Source organism: Candidatus Micrarchaeia archaeon, assembly GCA_041650355.1.
In the GTDB taxonomy this organism is placed as follows: domain Archaea; phylum Micrarchaeota; class Micrarchaeia; order Anstonellales; family Bilamarchaeaceae; genus JAHJBR01.
This window is the reverse complement of sequence record JBAZLI010000011.1, coordinates 1-16,261: the sequence shown is the minus strand read 5'-3', so window position 1 is coordinate 16,261 and position 16,261 is coordinate 1. Positions and strand designations below refer to the sequence as shown.

The 16,261-nt window shown below is 54.3% G+C and carries 17 protein-coding genes and 1 tRNA gene; 9 read left to right on the top strand and 9 right to left on the bottom strand.

Features of this window, described 5'->3' with window-relative positions; all coding sequences use genetic code 11:
- Positions 1–84 precede the first annotated feature (84 nt).
- Genes WC488_01555 through WC488_01540 form a run of 4 tightly spaced genes read right to left on the bottom strand, consistent with a single transcriptional unit; the run spans position 85 to position 3,687 of the window.
- Positions 85–816: a hypothetical protein gene (locus WC488_01555; GenBank protein MFA5077091.1), complete on the bottom strand. Its 732-nt coding sequence runs from the start codon at positions 814–816 to the stop codon at positions 85–87.
- A 10-nt stretch (positions 817–826) separates the two neighbouring features.
- The gene (locus tag WC488_01550; GenBank protein MFA5077090.1) at positions 827–1,282 is read right to left on the bottom strand and encodes a hypothetical protein; all 456 of its coding nucleotides are present in this window, start codon (positions 1,280–1,282) and stop codon (positions 827–829) included.
- A gap of 4 nt (positions 1,283–1,286) precedes the next feature.
- Entirely contained in the window at positions 1,287–2,864 is a 1,578-nt protein-coding gene (locus tag WC488_01545) for an ATP-binding protein (GenBank protein ID MFA5077089.1), read from the bottom strand.
- Position 2,865: 1 nt separating this feature from the next.
- Positions 2,866–3,687: a hypothetical protein gene (locus WC488_01540; protein ID MFA5077088.1), complete on the bottom strand. Its 822-nt coding sequence runs from the start codon at positions 3,685–3,687 to the stop codon at positions 2,866–2,868.
- Between the two features lie 118 nt (positions 3,688–3,805).
- On the opposite strand from WC488_01540, the gene WC488_01535 reads away from it, so the two are divergent.
- The 5 genes from WC488_01535 to WC488_01515 all read left to right on the top strand — a co-directional run bounded on the left by WC488_01535 (position 3,806) and on the right by WC488_01515 (position 6,907).
- Positions 3,806–5,137 (top strand): DHH family phosphoesterase, encoded by a 1,332-nt coding sequence (locus WC488_01535; protein MFA5077087.1) that lies wholly within the window; start codon positions 3,806–3,808, stop codon positions 5,135–5,137.
- Positions 5,121–5,603, top strand: a complete 483-nt coding sequence (locus tag WC488_01530) for a PH domain-containing protein (protein ID MFA5077086.1) — start codon at positions 5,121–5,123, stop codon at positions 5,601–5,603. Before WC488_01535 ends, WC488_01530 begins: the two co-directional genes overlap by 17 nt.
- A 111-nt stretch (positions 5,604–5,714) precedes the next feature.
- Positions 5,715–5,808, top strand: a tRNA-Trp gene (locus WC488_01525).
- A gap of 239 nt (positions 5,809–6,047) precedes the next feature.
- Positions 6,048–6,713 (top strand): PH domain-containing protein, encoded by a 666-nt coding sequence (locus tag WC488_01520; GenBank protein MFA5077085.1) that lies wholly within the window; start codon positions 6,048–6,050, stop codon positions 6,711–6,713.
- An 11-nt stretch (positions 6,714–6,724) separates the two neighbouring features.
- Positions 6,725–6,907: a DNA-directed RNA polymerase subunit K gene (locus WC488_01515; GenBank protein ID MFA5077084.1), complete on the top strand. Its 183-nt coding sequence runs from the start codon at positions 6,725–6,727 to the stop codon at positions 6,905–6,907.
- Here the strand turns inward: WC488_01515 and WC488_01510 are convergent.
- From WC488_01510 to WC488_01500, 3 genes are all read right to left on the bottom strand, one after another.
- A complete protein-coding gene (locus tag WC488_01510) occupies positions 6,867–7,526 on the bottom strand; it encodes a hypothetical protein (GenBank protein ID MFA5077083.1) in 660 nt (219 codons plus the stop codon). The genes WC488_01515 and WC488_01510 overlap by 41 nt on opposite strands.
- A gap of 15 nt (positions 7,527–7,541) precedes the next feature.
- A complete protein-coding gene (locus tag WC488_01505) occupies positions 7,542–8,507 on the bottom strand; it encodes a hypothetical protein (GenBank protein ID MFA5077082.1) in 966 nt (321 codons plus the stop codon).
- 102 nt (positions 8,508–8,609) lie between these two features.
- On the bottom strand, positions 8,610–9,617 hold the full coding sequence (locus WC488_01500) for a CARDB domain-containing protein (protein ID MFA5077081.1): 1,008 nt from the start codon (positions 9,615–9,617) through the stop codon (positions 8,610–8,612).
- 85 nt (positions 9,618–9,702) lie between these two features.
- Between WC488_01500 and lysS the strand changes: the two genes are divergently transcribed.
- Entirely contained in the window at positions 9,703–11,214 is a 1,512-nt protein-coding gene (gene lysS, locus WC488_01495) for a lysine--tRNA ligase (protein MFA5077080.1), read from the top strand.
- Here lysS and WC488_01490 read toward each other — a convergent pair.
- Entirely contained in the window at positions 11,211–11,744 is a 534-nt protein-coding gene (locus WC488_01490) for a DJ-1/PfpI family protein (GenBank protein MFA5077079.1), read from the bottom strand. The two genes, lysS and WC488_01490, sit on opposite strands and share 4 nt — an antisense overlap.
- Positions 11,745–11,796: 52 nt before the next feature.
- Here WC488_01490 and WC488_01485 point away from each other — a divergent pair, with 52 nt between their 5' ends.
- From WC488_01485 to WC488_01475, 3 genes are all read left to right on the top strand, one after another.
- The gene (locus WC488_01485; protein ID MFA5077078.1) at positions 11,797–13,380 is read left to right on the top strand and encodes an ATPase, T2SS/T4P/T4SS family; all 1,584 of its coding nucleotides are present in this window, start codon (positions 11,797–11,799) and stop codon (positions 13,378–13,380) included.
- Between the two features lie 51 nt (positions 13,381–13,431).
- A complete protein-coding gene (prs, locus tag WC488_01480; GenBank protein ID MFA5077077.1) occupies positions 13,432–14,259 on the top strand; it encodes a ribose-phosphate diphosphokinase in 828 nt (275 codons plus the stop codon).
- A gap of 63 nt (positions 14,260–14,322) precedes the next feature.
- A complete protein-coding gene (locus WC488_01475) occupies positions 14,323–15,468 on the top strand; it encodes a glycosyltransferase (protein ID MFA5077076.1) in 1,146 nt (381 codons plus the stop codon).
- On the opposite strand, the gene tpiA is transcribed toward WC488_01475, so the two are convergent.
- The gene (tpiA, locus tag WC488_01470) at positions 15,448–16,098 is read right to left on the bottom strand and encodes a triose-phosphate isomerase (protein MFA5077075.1); all 651 of its coding nucleotides are present in this window, start codon (positions 16,096–16,098) and stop codon (positions 15,448–15,450) included. The two genes, WC488_01475 and tpiA, sit on opposite strands and share 21 nt — an antisense overlap.
- Positions 16,099–16,261: the final 163 nt, after the last annotated feature.

The following is a 16,261-nucleotide window of genomic DNA, read 5'->3' as shown; positions in this document are numbered from 1 at the left end:
GCGCAACTCGCACTTGTAGGTCTGCTTCCGGATTTTCCCGATTTTTTTTATCTGGACCATTCCATCAACGCCCGCTGCACGCGCTCACTGCACCGCCTGTATGAAGCCTTCGCGCACCAGGAAGTTGAGGATCTCTTCCACCCGCGTCTCAGGCACCCTATGGAATTTCGCGAAGTCTGAGATGTTTATCTCGCTCCCGTGCTCTGAAATCCATTCCTGCACTTTCTCCCTGAGCGTCTCGTCGCTGAGAACTTCAAGCTGCTTCACCCTGAGCTGGAGCTCGTCGTTCCTGGTTCTGAGCTCGTAATTCTGGCTCTTGAGCACGCCCATGTCCTGCTGGAGCTTTTTCAGCCGCCTCGAGGCGTCCTCGTAATCCTTCTTCATGTTGTCATAGCTCGTGTAAAGCTTGTTGTAGTCCAGGCTCACGAACTCGTTCAGGTCCTTGAGGGCCGCGTCAACCAGCTGGAACGTTGCCGACGGCTCAACGGAATACGCGGAATTGAGGTAGGTGAGAAGGTTGAGGAAATAGCGGACCATGTCGAGCTTGCGCTTCTTGGGGGCCGATGTCGGGGGTATTGAATAAAGCACCTCCACGTGCTCGGGCTTGAACTTGAAGAGCGCGAACGTGTACGGGTTCTTGGATATGTCCCTACTCTCCACGTACACTGCGCTCACGCAGTCCTTCTCGGCCAGGGTTTCTAGCGAGGAGACAGAGCGGAGCCTGGACTCGAGGTCCTTCATGCTCACTTCGAGCTTCGCAAAGACCTTGAAACCGTCCACGCGGGGGCTTTCCGCGGCTTTTTTCTCTTCTGCCATGGGAATCACGCTATTTGCGGGGCTTCGCTTTCTGCCCGGCTTTGCGCTCGGGCTTTTCCGGGCGCCTCCCTTCAATTCGCGCCGCTTGCTCCTCTTTGGCTTCCTGGCCCGCGTCCTGCCTTATCGCAGGCACATAGCTCAGCACAGGGAACGACGCGATGAGAATTCCGAAGAATATGGATGCGAGGAAAGTGAATACGCTGAACCTGCCCGAGAAAAGCTGGAACGCGTTTATCACGAAGAAGATTATCACCCCGCCGGCTATGAAGAACACCAGGTTCTTTTCGAACTTTTTCCTCCGCTCCGCGTACGTGGGGTGGCATTCCTTGCACACGAAAAGCTCGTTGTTCCGCGCCAGCCCCAGTTTCTTCTTGGCTGCCCGTATGAAGTTTATTATCGCGTCGTCCAGCACCGGATACGCCTCGCCCGCAGGCTCCTTCTCGCACACTATGCAAACCCTGGCCATTGTATCAATCCTCGTCTAGAATTACTTGTGTGATATCCCTGCTGCCCAGGTCCTCCTTCTTGTAGTCCGCTTTCGTGAATATGTTGATTATCGTGCTGTCGTCTATGTTCATGTCCTTCATGAACGTGGCGATGTTGCTCCTCGCGAGGCCGTAGCGCTCCAGGAGAATCACGAAGGATATTATGTCCAGGTGTCTGCTCTTCTGCTCGAACAGCTTGGACAGCTCCTCCACCCTGTCCTCGCCCAGGCCGTACTGCCTGAGCTTTTTCCGCACGTCCTCCTTTGGGAATGAAATACTTTTCGGCATGTTGACATCCCTCTTTTGCTCGTCTGTGAGCACTTTGTCCAGATCCAGGAACAGCTCCTTTATCGGCTCCTCGCCTTCTATCTTATCCATAAGGAAGGTGCTCGGGAACTGCGATGTGGTGTGAAATGCCATGTTGACCGCGGCTTCGCCGACCCCGAACTTGCTTATCTCGCTGCGCATGAAGTTGCTGAAGTTGAGCGTGCCCTGGAGGTAATCCAGGAACTTCTCGAACTTCACCTTCAATATGAAAGTGGTTCCGACGTTGGAGAATATGGACTCGCTTATGTCCGTCGGATTCTGGCTCGCCACTATCAGCCCGAAGTTGTATTTCCTTCCTTCCCTTACTATCATGACCGCGTCGCTGTTGTCCTCCTTCGCGATTTTCCACGCCTCGTCGAGCACTATGATGAGCTTGAGCCCTTTCTCCTTCGCCCACCCGCTCGCGCGCATCTTCTCCTTTATGAACTGCAGCACGGAAAGCGCGCCGAGCGCCCTGAACGTCTCGTCCGGGAGCCCTGAGAGGTCCAAATCCACTAGGCCTGCGCTAGTTATCTCGTCCAGGCTTATCGTGCTCTGCTGAGCGAAGAAATCTTCCCCGGGTTTGGTGAACTGCTTGAGCCTGTAGATTGCATTTTCCAGCTCAGCCGGGAATTCGTAGGTGCCCAGCTTGCTCTGCTCCTCCAGGATTTTGAGCACGTCCTTGAGCGTGGGCGCGAGCAGGTGCTTGCCTATCTCGTCCCTCTGCTCCGTCGAATCCATCTTGAACTTGTTCTTCATGTACGCTTTTTCTATCGCGACTTCGGTGAGGCGCCTCTGCTCAGGATACTGGGCTATGTCAGTGAGAAGCTCGAGGGTGCGCATCACCTGCTTTATCCTGTCATAGGGTTTCATGCCGCCCAAATCCAGGAGGTTCAGGTACGCCCCTTTTCCCAGGGAGATTACCCTGCCCCCTGTCTGCTTCACCCAGTCCTTATATTCCCCTGCCCAGTCAATTATCAGGGCGTTTGAATTCCACACGAAGCTGGCGCGCATGAGGAAGGTCTTGATGAAGTAGGATTTTCCGCTGCCTGTTATCCCAACTGCGCATATGTGCGGGTTGGTCACGTGCTTGTAGGACCAGTAGAACGGGACGTGGAATATGCGCGTCCGTCCTATGTAGATGCTGTCCCCCGGGTCTCCGAAAAGCACCTCCATGGGGGGCTCGGGCGGGTGGACCAGTATGTTCCTCCTGGAAACCTCGTAATTGGAAATCTTGCAGAGGTAAAGCCTGCCCATCTCATATCACCGACTCTTCCAGCTCCTGGCCGGTCGAGGGTATCATCTTTTCCCACTCGAAAGTCTTCAGCATCTCGTTGGCTGAAAGCACCTCGATTTCCACGTTGAGCGCGTTCGCGAGCACCGCCTTGAGCTCGTTGGCCTGGCTGCGCACCACTGCGGTCGCGGATTCCTTGGTTATCCCGATCGCCGTAGTCATCGCGTAGGCTATCGCGCCCATGGGTTTTATCCCCTTGATGAGCTTGTTGAGCTCCGCATCCCATTTCGCGACTTCCCTCTCGTACCGGTCCAGCTTGAGCACGTCCGGTTCGGATTTTTCCCTCTCGCGCGCGAGCCTGAGCTGGGCCTCCGCCTTGCGGGTCTCTATCACCTTCCTCTTCTCGCTCACGTCCTCCACGTAGAGCAAATACGAGATTTTGGTGACGAACTTGAGGTTGGATATGGCGCGCTCGAAAAATTCGTTGTATGCGATGTTCTGCTCCATGTTCTTCTCCGAGGCGCTCTCGAATATCCTTATGCCCAGGAACATGGATGCGTAGTACGACCCGCCTTCGCCTTTCCTCAATATCACGTCCTGGCTCGGCGGAATCTCATATCCCGTATCCGTTATCACGACCGTCTTGGTCCACTGGGTTATGAGCGGCACGAATATGTAGCCGAAGTTGTAGAACAGCACCGCGAGCACTGCACCTGCGGCTGCAAAAACCCCGGCCGCGAGCGCCAGCGGGCCCCCCTGACCAGCCACTGAAAATGAGCCCAGGGCGCAGAGGGCCGCGAGCCCTGCCGAGCCGTAGGAGAATAGCATGGAACGATTCATTGCCATTTTTACACCTGCCTTCCTTATTTTATATGGTAAATCGTCGAACTCATTTTAAAACATATTGATTTGCCGGCGAGAGCCGGACGCATAATAAATAAAGGGGCAGAGCGAAATAGCCTCCATGGAAATTGAAGTTGAGGGGCTGGTCATCAGAACGTACGGAAGGGAAAGCTTCACCTGCGTGCTGCACAACGGCGAGAGCGCCATGGAATTCGCTTCCAGGGACTTCATCCAGCCAGGGGAAAGCGTGCACGCGGTGTGCGAACGCGCAGAGCACGGCAGGACCGCGTGGGTGGCGCGCAAAGTCGAGCGCGTCCCGGACATTTATCCAAAGGTAGAGGCACTGTTGCGCGCTTCTGTGAAACTTAAGGAAAGCGCTCTCCTGGGCGGGCGCGCCGAACCGATGAAGGATGATATCGGAACCGTTGCCAGGAAAATCATGGCCGCCTCGGCGCTCGGCAGGTTCATTTTGGTGAGGTTCCACGGTGACGCGGACGGCATTTCTTCAGCCCTTACGCTGAAAAAATTCCTTAAGGCCGGCTATGCCCAGCAGAATTCAGCGATTTATTCAGTAGGGGACGCGATAAGGGACCTTGAGCGGATGGGCCAGCAGTTCAAGCCGCTCATCATTCTATTGGACTTCGGGAGCGGGGATGACAGCGCCGAGGGGCTCGGGCTTGCCAGAGCTGGAGGAATAGAGCTGGTCGCAATAGACCACCATCCGCCTGGAAGCGCGCAGAACGGATTATTTTCCGCCTGGGCTAACCCGTGGAAATCCGGAATAGAAGACGGTTCCGACTACCCAGCAGGCTATTTGTGCGCAGCCCTTGCGCACATGCTCGGCTCCGAAAGCGCGGGGCTGGAACGCACAGCCTGCGCTGGGGACAAGAGCCCTGTGCTCGAACTCTCGAAAGAGGATAGGGAAAGCGCGCTCGTGCTGGATTTCGCAGCAACCTATTCAGGGGGCGGAAGCGGCACCGAGCTGTTTTCCGAGCTTCTGTCCAATAGGCAATTATTCGATTCCGTGCTGCACCAGGCGAAAACGAAGATGGAGGAGCTGGACCGGACGCTTTCCAAAGCCGTAAAGACAAGAACCGCAGGGGGAGTGCAGATTTGCACTGTTAACCTGGATGGAGTGGCTGAAAAAAGGGAATTCCCCACGAAGGGGAAGATTGTGAGCAGGGTGCTTGAACTGCATACTGATGAAGGGCCGTTGCTGGTGCTCGGATTCGCGAGAAAAGGGCTCATATTCCGGCTCAACGGGGCCGCTGCTTCTAGGGGAATCCGGGGCGACGAAATCGTGAGAAGGATGAAATCCAGCTTCCCGGACTTCGTGGAAAACGGCGGGGGCCATGCCAGGGCCGCGGCGCTCAAGATAAGCGAGGGCTTCGAGAACGCGGCTGTGGATGAAGTCGTGAAAATGATAGGGGGATGGAATGATAAGGGAGCTTGAAAGACGCAGCCTGTCGAAAAGGGCGAGGCTTATATGGGGAGCGAAGGGTATGCTCACCATAGCGGTGCTCGCTGTTCTCCTAAGTTTCGCCTTGTCCCAGACGCCCGGCGCGCTGTCTTACGTGCTGGCTTGCGCACTTGCGGCATTTTTGGGCTATATAGCCTACATAGAACTGAGATTCAGGAATTTTTACTACGCGCTAACGGACAGCGAAGTGGTTATAAGGCACGGGATACTTCGCACCGAAAGCACGGTCATACCTTACGTGAAGATACAGAATATATCCATTTACCGCAGCCTGGCCCAGCGGATACTCGGCTCCGCCGCAATAAAGGTAGAAACCGCTGAGAAGCAGGAAGGGGACCACAACGTCATACCTGCGGTCACGGATTACAAGGCATTGGTGGAGGAGATTCTGGAAAGGAAGGAGAACGCGCTCGGAAAGGGGGGCGCGGAAAGCGTGTAGTGCGTTGCAAATCTTTAAATCAGTTCCTTGCTAAGAATATATAGGGAAGTTTCTTTTTTGGGGTGAAACACTCAGACCTTTTTTCTTTTCTAAAGAAAAAAGGGATATGTGGGGGTTATGGCGTAACCAGGCAGCGCGGCTGGCTCCAGGTCCCGGAAACGGAATAAGAAACCAGCATGTTAGAGTTCAAATCTCTATAACCCCACTTCACAAACCCAAGGGGGAACCAAAATAGCGCCAATAAGAGGTTCCCCCTCAGGTTCCTGTGTTCCTCCCGACTCCCCCTCCAAATGATTACTGGTTTTAAGCATGTTAGAGTTCAAATCTCCGGAAATTGCGATTAGCAATTTACGGTCCGTTTGTCGAGCGCAGGCAAGGCAAAATGGGCGTGTTTATCCCCTGAAAAGCAGCGAGGTTTATAAAGAATGGAAGCGGATTAAAACCATGGCAGATCCGCTAGATGAAAGCGAGATAAGGCACCTGGACCCGAAGGTGCGCATAATCTGGGAAGGGGGCGTGGCGCTTCTGGCCCTCGTAGTCTGGCTCATCCTCTCTTCTTTGGCGCCGGTTTTTTTCACCGAAGGGATTTTAGGCGTCCCGCCTTCGCTCTACGCAGCGCTGTTTCTCGTGATAATGCTTCTGCTGCTCGCGCCGTACGCCGCATGGATGGAGCTGGATTACAGGAATTACAAGTATTACATAAGCGACAAGGAGATAGTCATAAGGAAGGGCGTGCTCCAGACCGAGAGGATTGACATACCCCTGGAAAAAGTGCAGGACGTGCACGTATTGCGCACGCTCCCGGAAAAGATACTGGATTTGGCCACGCTCAAGATAGAAACGGCCGGGACGCGCTCGGGCCATGCGGAAGGCGTGCTTCCCGGGGTGGGAAATTACAAGGTGCTGATAGACGAAATACTGGAAAAAGTCGAGCAGGCGCGGATGACGCACATGAGGAAGCCGGAGGATGAGAAAATCTCGGCCGACGACTTGCTCAGGGAAATCACGGCGCTCAGAGCCGAGATAAAGGAGATGCGGGACGAAAGGTATAAAAATCTCGGAGTGGATAGCACTTCTCCAAGAAAGGCAAAGAGTGCCAAAAATAGCTGATGGTGATTTTTGTGGAACTCACAAAGTACGAGAGAGCTAGGATTATAGGGGCAAGGGCCCTTCAACTCTATTTCGGAGCCCCTCCGCTCGCGTCCGGCATTGAGAACGAAGTGGATTACATAAAGATTGCCGAGAAGGAGCTCGGAGAAGGAGTCATTCCGCTCGTTGTTGTAAGGGAAAATAGCCCTGAATGAGCTCTATTGTCCCGTTTTCCCATTCTTCTTTCAGGAGTACCCGCTCGCTCCGGTCCACCCAAACGGTTTTGTTCGTCTCCCTGAAAAGGTCGCGCTCTGTCACGTTGAATATGAACGCGGCCCTTCCTAGGTACGTTCCGCTCCTGTCGAACCGCACCGACGTGTACTCTACCTCGCTGCCATCTATGCTGTTGAGCACGCTGGAGTTCCAGCTGAGGTTCTCGGAAGCCGCGAGCATCCAGGGCGAGAAAAAGAAAAACCCGTCAGCTAGGCCGGCGTTGTCGGACCCGTCCGTGCCGTCGGAATTTATGCACATTGAAGAATTGATGCCCTGGATTACCACGAGCGTGCAGTTCGCGTAAACGTGCTGGGACAGGTTTGCAGACGGAATCGTCTTGCGCCCGAAAAGGAACACCACGGTTCCGTTGAAATCCTGCGCAGAGTACGAGTAAGCGAGGCCGTCTCCGGGCCTAGGCGAAAACACGCTGCTCTTTTCTAGAGGCTGCTCGCTCAGCTTCAGCGGCTTGAAGCCAGAGGTGAAAGCCAGGAACGAAAAAATCAGGAGCGCGGCAAAAAGCCCGAGCGAGGCAAGGAAAATCAGCGGCAGGTCGCGTTGCATGGGAAGCGCCGTGGATCATTGCACTGACACTTCCTGCGCAGGAACGTCTTTCCTGTTGCCGGCGTTGTCTGAGCAGCCCAGCGCGATGCTGGGCTCGCCCTTTGCAAGGTTCTTCTTATACACGTATGCGCCTTCTTTGCCGGCTCCGAGCGCCACCGAGAACGCCTCTTCAGCGCCGTCTATTGAAACTGCACAGTCCACCGACTCGCTCAGCAGGTCTTTCACGAACACGCTGAGCGTCACCTCGCCAGCGGTCGTGGAAAGCACGTACACTACCGACGGCGGGGTCCTGTCAAGTATCGTCTTCGCGACGGCTATATCGCTCTCTCCGGTGCCCTTGCACTGGTAGGCAACCAGCCTCTCTCCGTCTGCGCCGGCGCTCAATGCCCATGCCTTCCCGGAAGCGTATTTTTCCCAAGGCGACCAGGCCAAATCCTCGTCATTCTTGTACCTGCATGAAACCGCGTCCTGCGCTGATAGCGAGAGGGTGACTGATTCGGATGTAGCGTACTGCCCACCCCCATTTATGGCGATGGAAAGCCTGGTTGGCACCTGGTCCGAAACCACCACGATGAGCTGGTTGAGGCTCTTGTCCTCGCTCGGGCCTGTGGAAGCCCTGACCGTATAATGGTAAATACCCGGGCCTGCGCTGTCCTCGTAGGAAAGCCCGCTGACCAGGTCCTGGTTCACCTTTGCCCCGAGCACACCGCTGGATGCGCTCCTATATATATTGTAGCCTGAGACCCCAGGGGTGTCCGAAGCGCCCCAAGTGAGCTTTACGGTTCCGCCTTCAACCTGGGCAGATACGAAAGGCGTCGGGTTTATGCCCTGCCCCGAAGAAGAATTCATGAGCGCGAGCGATGAGCTCGCTATGAAAATCAGCACTGCCACGGCCATTATGAGCACATAGCGGTCCTCTTTGATGGTGTCCAATATGCTCCTGCCTTCCACATCACGACCATCCCCGGATTGGCTTGCCATCGGACCACCACGATTACAAATAGTTATATGAGAGCAAATATGCATTTGCATCTTTTTAAACTTATGCATGGGAGAAAAAGTTAAAAGATGGAAAAAGAAAAGCTAGGGCGACGTCGAAACCTCAAATGCGAAGCTTCCGGAATCAGAGTTCCATATGTTTCCGTACCCTTCGGTCTTGTCCAGTACAGCCGACGCTCCTGGGTAGCTGGTTGCAGAATTTATCCATTGCGGGCTGTCCGGGCTGTCTTCGGCCAGATATGCGACCACCCAGTATTTCCCCTGGTCCAGGTAGAGCCCGTTGGTGCCGTACGATATCGTGAACCACTGGGGCGCGTCTATGCTCTTCGCCGAAAGGTAGTCTGTTTTCAGTATGTTGGCCCCGATGCCTGGCTTGCCCAAATCGTCCCTCCTGAGCTGGACCACCAGCTGCACGTCCTTGGGCATCCTGTCCGACTTGAGGTAGAGTGAAACCGCCCCTATGCCGATTTTGTTCTGGACCTCGAACTGCTGGGCGCGGTAGAATCTCGTTGTGATTTCCTTTCCGGAGCTCCCGCCTGACACCCCTATCGGAAGCACGCCTAAGCTCCTTTCCACCTGGTTGTTCGATGCCGGGCCGTCTTCGGTTGTGGTTTCGTCCAGGGTTTCCACCACTATCCTCAAGGCATGGTTTCCGTCCGAAACCGGGAGCCAGTAGAAGCTCGCGGATTCCTCCTCCTTCGGAGCCAGGATGGTCTTGGACTGCACCAAATCATTGTTGTCGTAATAAGTAATCTTGTATTTTGCCGGCTTCATCTTGCCCTCGTATCCGACTTTCACAGTCATGGTGGTGAAAAAGGACACCACTGGCGCAGACGTGTTGAACGAAACGTCTTTCACGAACAGGTCGTAATGGTTGAACGAGCTTACCGTCTGGCCGCCAGTCTGGCCAGTTGAATCTGTTTGATTCGCCTGCTGGCCCTGGCCAGAGGTTTGAGTTGTGCCCGAAGTATTTACAGTCACGTTCACGCTCGGAGTCGTGCCTGGAATAGTCACGTTCGGCAATTTGGGCACCTGCTGGGTGCATCCTACAAGCATGATTGCAGCCAATGCGAGAATAACGAATTTGTTCATGAAACCACCCACTGGCTATCGCGTCAATCATTTAAAAAGATTGCCGGGAAATAATGAACGACAATGCCATTAGAGTGATTTGTTTATGGACAGGAACAACATGCACTGGGCGGAAAAGCTGGCTTTTGAGGTTGCGGAGAAAAAGAAGCCCCCATTTGTAATAAGTTCCGGAATAACCACCTCCGGGCCGGCCCATCTCGGAACTTTGTGCGAATTCCTCTATCCTTCCAAAATACGGGACATGCTGGTGAAGAACAAGCACGAGACCGAATTCTATTTCATGGCAGACATAATGGACGCGTTCGATTCCGTACCGCTTTCCATGAAGGAGCATGAGAAAACGCTTGCGCCGCACCTGGGAAAGCCGCTCGCGCACGTGCCTGACCCCACGGGAAAAAGCAGGAGCTTCGGGGACCATTTCCTGGATGAAGTGGTTGGGATAATGGGAAAATTCGGGATTGAGGCGAAGATAATCCGGATGAACGAACTCTATGCATCAGGAAAGCCGGACAGATACGCGAAATTCTTTTTGGAGAACGAGAAGCAGGCGAAGGAGATAGTGGAGCGCACGAGCGGCAAGGAAGAGAAGAAGGACTGGAGCCCGATAATGCCCATATGCGAAAAGTGCGGCAGAATCGCGACCACGCGCGTGCTCTCGCACGATACTGAGAATTACGAATACGCGTGCGACCGGGACGTGAAATACACGAAAGGGTGCGGATTCTCGGGCAAGGACGCGGTAGGGAACCGCCATTACAAGATAACATGGAGGCTGCACTGGCCGATGTGGCAGGACCTTTTCGGAACCAGCTGCGAAGGAGCCGGCATGGACCACTTCACCAAAGGCGGGAGCCGGGATACTTTGGAGGTTGTTTTCACTGAGATGTTCAAAAAAGAGCCGCCAATAGGGTACAAATACGGGTTCATACTCTTCCAGGGGAAGAAATACTCGAAGAGCAAGGGAATAGGGATGGGCGTTTCGGATCTCATGAGCTTGCTTCCGCCTGAAGTCATCACTTTCATACTCGCCAGGCCGGATTTGGGCGAGAACAAGGACATAAGCCCTAGTAAGGATAGTCTGCTGAGGATGATGGAGGAATACGAGCAGAGCCAGGAACTCACTGAAGAAGGACTGGGGAATTTAGACAGGGCCGGGCGGAAAAGGGCGTTCGCGTACATGCTCTCCGGGAAAAGGCACTGGAAAGCCCTGTTCAAGGACGTGCTCATGTATCATTCAATCTACCAGGACTGGGCCAAAACCGGAGAGGCACTTGGGGACGCTGAAGGGATGCAATACTTGAAAAATTACGTGGAGGAGTGGATTGCAAAGGATTACGTCCCTGACGAGTACAATTTCAAATACCAGCCCAGGAAGGCGGATGGCAACGTGAAGGACCTCATGACTGCACTACCAGACAACGCAGATGCGCTTGCGATACACAATGCTGTGTTCAATTTCGCTAAAGAGAAAGGAATAGTTCCGGCTGAATTCTTCAAGCAGATTTACCTAACGCTCATCGGGAAGGAGAAGGGTCCGAGACTGGGAAAACTGATTTTTGCGCTCGGAGTCGGGAAAGTGAAGGCGGATGTTCTTTAGCCCTGCGTTTTCAGGGCTTTTGCAATCTCCCTCCCGAATACGCTTGCGTGCGCAGGGCCGTCCGCGGTTATTATTTTTCCATCTATTACGACGGGTTTTCTTTCAACTATCGCGCCCTCATCGCTGAGCATTTCATCCGTGCTTTTTCCGTATTCCCCGTCAAAGCCGACCCACAGTGTGGCCCGTTTGTTCACGAGAATTCCTGCTTTTGCCAAAATAGTTGATGCCCAGCATATTGCGCAAACCAGTTTCCCTTTTCCGCTGAATTCCTGCGCGAGCTTCACGGCTTTTTCATCAGCGCGAACGAGCGGGGTTCCAGGGCCGCCTATGAAAATTATTGCATCAAAATCATCCGCTTTCATTTCACCGAGGGCTTTTGCTTCCACTTTTCCCCCGAACCTTCCGGTGCAAGTTCCTGCGCGGGTGCTCGCAGTTTCAATCCCGATTCCTGCATTCTCCAGCTCCTTCCTCGTGTCTTCGTATTCCCTGTCCTGGAAATTCACCGGCGCGACCACCATCAGAACCTTCATGATGTGTTTTGACTGCAGGGGGTTTAAATAATTTTCAAGCCAAAGCGAAAATATGAAAAACAGGTTCATCGCGGACACGAGCGTAATTGTTGACGGGAGGATAATAGATCTCCTTGAAAGCGGCGAGGTTTCAGGCACGCTATACGTCGCGAACGCTTCCATAGCCGAGATAGAGCACCAAGCGAACGAGGGGAAGGAAACCGGGTTCGCCGGGTTCGCAGTGATGAAAAGACTGCGAGAGCTGTGCGCGAAAAAAGGGGTCGAGCTTTCGCTCCAGGGCGAGCGCCCAAAACCAGAGCAGATAAGGTTCGCAAAGGAAGGAGGCGAGATAGACGCGCTCATAAGGAAGCTGGGCAGCGAGCTCGGCGCTACGCTGATTACCGGCGACAAGGTGCAGCATCTCGCCGCTGAAGCCGAGGGCGTGGAAACACTCTACTTGCACGCGAAGGAGAAGGCGGAGGAGCTTTCGTTCAAAAAGTACTTCAATACTGAGACGATGAGCATCCATCTCAAGGAGAACTGCGTTCCGGTCGCGAAAGTGGGGAAGCCCGGAGAGGTGCGCCTCGTTTCGCTTGGAAAACAGCTCAGCACGAACGAGATACGGGCGATGAGCGAGGAAATCATAGAGGCGACCGAGCGCAATAATGAGTATTACATGGAGTCGGACAAGAGGGGCGCAGTCGTGATACAGATGGGGAGCTTCCGCATCGTGATAACCAAGCCGCCGTTCTCGGACGGATTCGAGATAACAATCGTGAGGCCCATACGGAAGATGAAGCTCCAGGATTACAAAATGAGCGAAAAGCTCAAGGCGCGGCTTGATGAGAAAGCCGAGGGGATAGTGATTTGCGGGCCTCCGGGAAGCGGAAAATCCACCTTCGCTGCAGCGCTCGCGGAATTTTACCAGGAGAAGGGAAAAATCGTGAAAACTCTTGAGAAACCCAGGGATTTGCAGGTGAAGAAGGAGATTACGCAGTACGCGCCGCTTGAGGGGGATTTCGAGAACACGAAGGAAATTGTGCTGCTGGTGCGCCCTGATTACACAATTTACGACGAAGTGCGCGTGCTCAAGGATTTCATGATTTATGCGGACATGCGCATGACCGGCGTGGGGATGGTGGGTGTGGTGCACGCCAACCGCGCGATAGACGCGATACACAGGTTCATAACCAAGATGGAAATGGGCATAGTGCCCCAGATAATAGACACGGTGGTGCTGATCCAGAGCGGCGAGGTGCGGAAAATTTACGAGCTCGCGGCTTCCGTGAAAGTCCCTTACGGGATGACAGAAAGAGATTTGGCACGGCCGGTCATAGAGGTGAAGGACTTCGAGACTGGGGCCAACGAATACGAGATTTACAAATTCGGGGATGAGACTGTGATAATCCCGGTCCGCGGGCAGGCTTACCTGGGAAAGCGCGCCGGCTCCGGCAGAAGGGAGGCGCGGCAGCCGAGCCTCGGGGAGAAGATGAATAGCGTGCTGAAGCATTACCTGCGCACCTTCTCGGTGGAGGAGAACGAGGACGGGATTACGGTACACGTCTCGCGTTCCGAGCTGGCGAGGATGGGGAACAAGGCCAGGCGGAGGCTCGACAGGCTCGTTGAGAGGTACTCGCTGAAAATAAAGGAGGCATAATGCGCGGGGCGAAATGGCGGGGATTTAAACAGTTCGGACTAAAGTGATAGTATGGAAAAAGTGGTTTCCGCGAATTTTTCAGACATCATGAAGCCCACCGTGGAGATGAAGGAATTTCCGGATGGGGACTGCTACGTGAGGGTTCCGGACGCGAAAAGTTTCGAAGGAAAAGACGTGACCGTTTATCACCGGCTCTATCCTGGCCAGGACACCGCGCTTGTGCAGGCCGTATTCATCGCGAAGGCGCTCATGGGAGCCAGGAGCATAGAGCTCGTGGCCCCGTACATACCTTATTCGCGCCAGGACAAGACATGGCTCGAGGGCGAAGTGAAGAGCGCTGAAGCGGTAATGGCGATGCTCAAGTTCGCAGGATATTCCAGAGTAACCACATTCGACTGCCATTTCCTCAAGAAGGAAGGGGAATTCGAGTACGGCGGGATGCCGGTAAGGAACATCAGCCTGAGCGCTGCGCTCATTGCGCACGCGAAGGAGCGGCTGGGCGCTGACTTGGAGGTCATAAGCCCGGACGCGGGCGCGAATTACATGAGCGGCGGGAAGGGGATGAGGAAGGTGCGCGGGGATTACGGAAAAGGGAACATCGTGTACAGAGCGATAGAGAAGATGGAGATTGATTTCGACGTGAACGGAAAAAACGTTCTTGTGATAGACGATATGATATCCACCGGCTCCACCATGGCGAAGGCGGTGGAGAACCTGAGGAAAAACGGGGCCGGGAAAATAGCGCTGGCCGCGACCCACGGCTTTTTCCTGAAGGATTCGCTCAAAAGGCTGGGCCAGCTGAGCGACTGCATATTTGTGTCCAACACCATACCGTCCGCGGTTTCTGAAGTGGACTTCATGGATGCAATCCGTGGTTGAAGATGATGCTGCTTTTGTCCGAAATATCGCTTTCGTTTTCCGGTTCTGCTGGGGTGCAGTGAAATGAAAATAGCGTTTTTCAGCGACACCTACCTCCCGAACACCGACGGGGTTGTGACATACATAACCAGCTACAAGCGCGTGCTCGAGGAGATGGGGCACGAGGTATATGTCTTCGCCCCCGGAACGAAGAAGCAGAAGGAGGAGAACAAGGACCCGAGGGTGCATTACTTCACGTCCGCGACTTTCAAGCCCTATCCGGACTACCGCATCGCGCTCTTCCCGTTCATATCCGGGACGAACCTGATAAAGGAGATAAAGCCGGACATAGTGCACTCGCACGGCGTCGCAACGACAGGCATCGCGGCTTTCCAGGCGGCAAAAAAGATAGGGGTCCCTGCAATTGTGTCGTTCCACACGATGGTTTCTGACGCGACGCACTACCTGAGCAACCGCGAGGACCTGCAGAAGCTTTTCGAGTCGGTCGCGTGGAAATATCTCACATGGTATTTTTCAAATTTCGACAAGGTCATCGCCCCGAGCTCCTTCGCAGCTGCGATACTGGAGAAGCAGGGGGTGAAAAACGTGCTTGTGAAGCCCGCAGGGCTGGACCTCAAGAGCTTCCATCCGGCAGTGGAGTACGAATTCATGAAGAAGAGGTACAATCCCGGGGGCCCGATAGTGCTTTTCGTTGGCCGCCTGGTGATTGAGAAGAACCTTGCGCTCCTAATAGACGCGGCCCAGAGCACAGTCAACAAGATGCCGAATGCGAAATTCGTCATAGCCGGGACAGGGCCTGCTGAGCAGTACTACAAGGACTTGGTGAAGTCCAAGGGCCTTGCCGAGAGCTTCGTGTTCGCCGGCTACGTGCCCCAGAACGAGATGGCGGCGCTCTACAGGGCCGCGGACGTTTTCGCCTTCCCTTCGTTTTTCGACACGCAGGGGCTCGTGGTGCTTGAGGCAATGGCTACCGGAACTCCGGCCGTAGTGCCCAAAGACAGCGCGGCCGCCGAATTCGTGAGCGACGGCGAAAGCGGATACCATTTCTCCGAAGCCGGGGATTTTTCCGAGAAGATAATACTCGCCCTGAACAACAGGGAGAAAATGGCGAAGAACGCGAGCGCCGCAGCCAGGAAATACGAGATAAACGCCTGCGCCAGGGACATGGTGGCTTTCTACGAAAGCATGCTAAAAGCCAGAGGCAAGTGAGCGCAGGAATTCCCTTGGATTTTTGGAATTGACGAATGCAGAGGCGAGAAGCACGCCTTTCGCGCCCAATTCCAGGCTTTTCCGCACGTCTTCTTTCGTGCCTATGCCCGCGCCGCAGAGCACCTTCATGTCTCCGTTTATGGTTGCGATGGTTTCCACTGTGTTTCTTATCACTTCGGGCTTCGCGTTCGAGACCGAAATTCCGCTGCCTATGAGCTCCGGAGGCTCTATCGCGATGTACTTGCCGTTCAGGCGCCCGATTTTGAGCACTTCCTCCTGGCTTTCCGCGCATATCACGGTTTCGAGCTTCAGCTCGTTCATCCTGTCCAGAGTGAGTTTTATCTTTTCGAAATTCACCTTGCGTTCGGAGTGGTTGAGCAGGGAACCCGATGCTTTTGCTTCCTTTACCGCCTCGGCCGGGATGGAGCCCGTGAACGCGCCGGGCTTGTTGTCGTCAACGTGCTGTGCGAACGTGTCCTTGTACACCTTCGCCGCTTCCCTGAGGTGGATTGAGGGGACCGCGACCGGCATCCTCACGCCTGTTTCTTTTGAAATTTCCTTCGCTATTTGGACGAAATCCAGCGCCTTTTCTATGCTCGCCGGATAGGTTTTGAGGTTCAGGACTATCATACAAAACATTTTATTAGCTACCAATTAAAAAGAGTATATTTAGGCCGAGGTCGCATAATCCGGTAGTGCGTCGGAAGCTTTTGCTGACGAATCTCGAACCGGATGCGAGACAACCGATCCCTCACGGGATTGTAGGTTCAGGCGTTTTTGCAGTATCTGCGCG

Bases quoted from the DNA above. Each gene is read 5' to 3' on its own strand.
- WC488_01540 (MFA5077088.1), bottom strand. From the start codon at position 3,687: ATGGCAATGAATCGTTCCATGCTATTCTCCTACGGCTCGGCAGGGCTC.
- WC488_01490 (MFA5077079.1), bottom strand. From the start codon at position 11,744: ATGAAGGTTCTGATGGTGGTCGCGCCGGTGAATTTCCAGGACAGGGAA.
- WC488_01555 (MFA5077091.1), bottom strand. From the start codon at position 816: ATGGCAGAAGAGAAAAAAGCCGCGGAAAGCCCCCGCGTGGACGGTTTC.
- WC488_01520 (MFA5077085.1), top strand. From the start codon at position 6,048: ATGGCAGATCCGCTAGATGAAAGCGAGATAAGGCACCTGGACCCGAAG.
- prs (MFA5077077.1), top strand. From the start codon at position 13,432: ATGGAAAAAGTGGTTTCCGCGAATTTTTCAGACATCATGAAGCCCACC.
- WC488_01500 (MFA5077081.1), bottom strand. From the start codon at position 9,617: ATGAACAAATTCGTTATTCTCGCATTGGCTGCAATCATGCTTGTAGGA.
- WC488_01475 (MFA5077076.1), top strand. From the start codon at position 14,323: ATGAAAATAGCGTTTTTCAGCGACACCTACCTCCCGAACACCGACGGG.
- tpiA (MFA5077075.1), bottom strand. From the start codon at position 16,098: ATGATAGTCCTGAACCTCAAAACCTATCCGGCGAGCATAGAAAAGGCG.
- WC488_01545 (MFA5077089.1), bottom strand. From the start codon at position 2,864: ATGGGCAGGCTTTACCTCTGCAAGATTTCCAATTACGAGGTTTCCAGG.
- lysS (MFA5077080.1), top strand. From the start codon at position 9,703: ATGGACAGGAACAACATGCACTGGGCGGAAAAGCTGGCTTTTGAGGTT.
- WC488_01530 (MFA5077086.1), top strand. From the start codon at position 5,121: ATGATAAGGGAGCTTGAAAGACGCAGCCTGTCGAAAAGGGCGAGGCTT.
- WC488_01510 (MFA5077083.1), bottom strand. From the start codon at position 7,526: ATGCAACGCGACCTGCCGCTGATTTTCCTTGCCTCGCTCGGGCTTTTT.
- WC488_01535 (MFA5077087.1), top strand. From the start codon at position 3,806: ATGGAAATTGAAGTTGAGGGGCTGGTCATCAGAACGTACGGAAGGGAA.
- WC488_01485 (MFA5077078.1), top strand. From the start codon at position 11,797: ATGAAAAACAGGTTCATCGCGGACACGAGCGTAATTGTTGACGGGAGG.
- WC488_01505 (MFA5077082.1), bottom strand. From the start codon at position 8,507: ATGGCAAGCCAATCCGGGGATGGTCGTGATGTGGAAGGCAGGAGCATA.
- WC488_01550 (MFA5077090.1), bottom strand. From the start codon at position 1,282: ATGGCCAGGGTTTGCATAGTGTGCGAGAAGGAGCCTGCGGGCGAGGCG.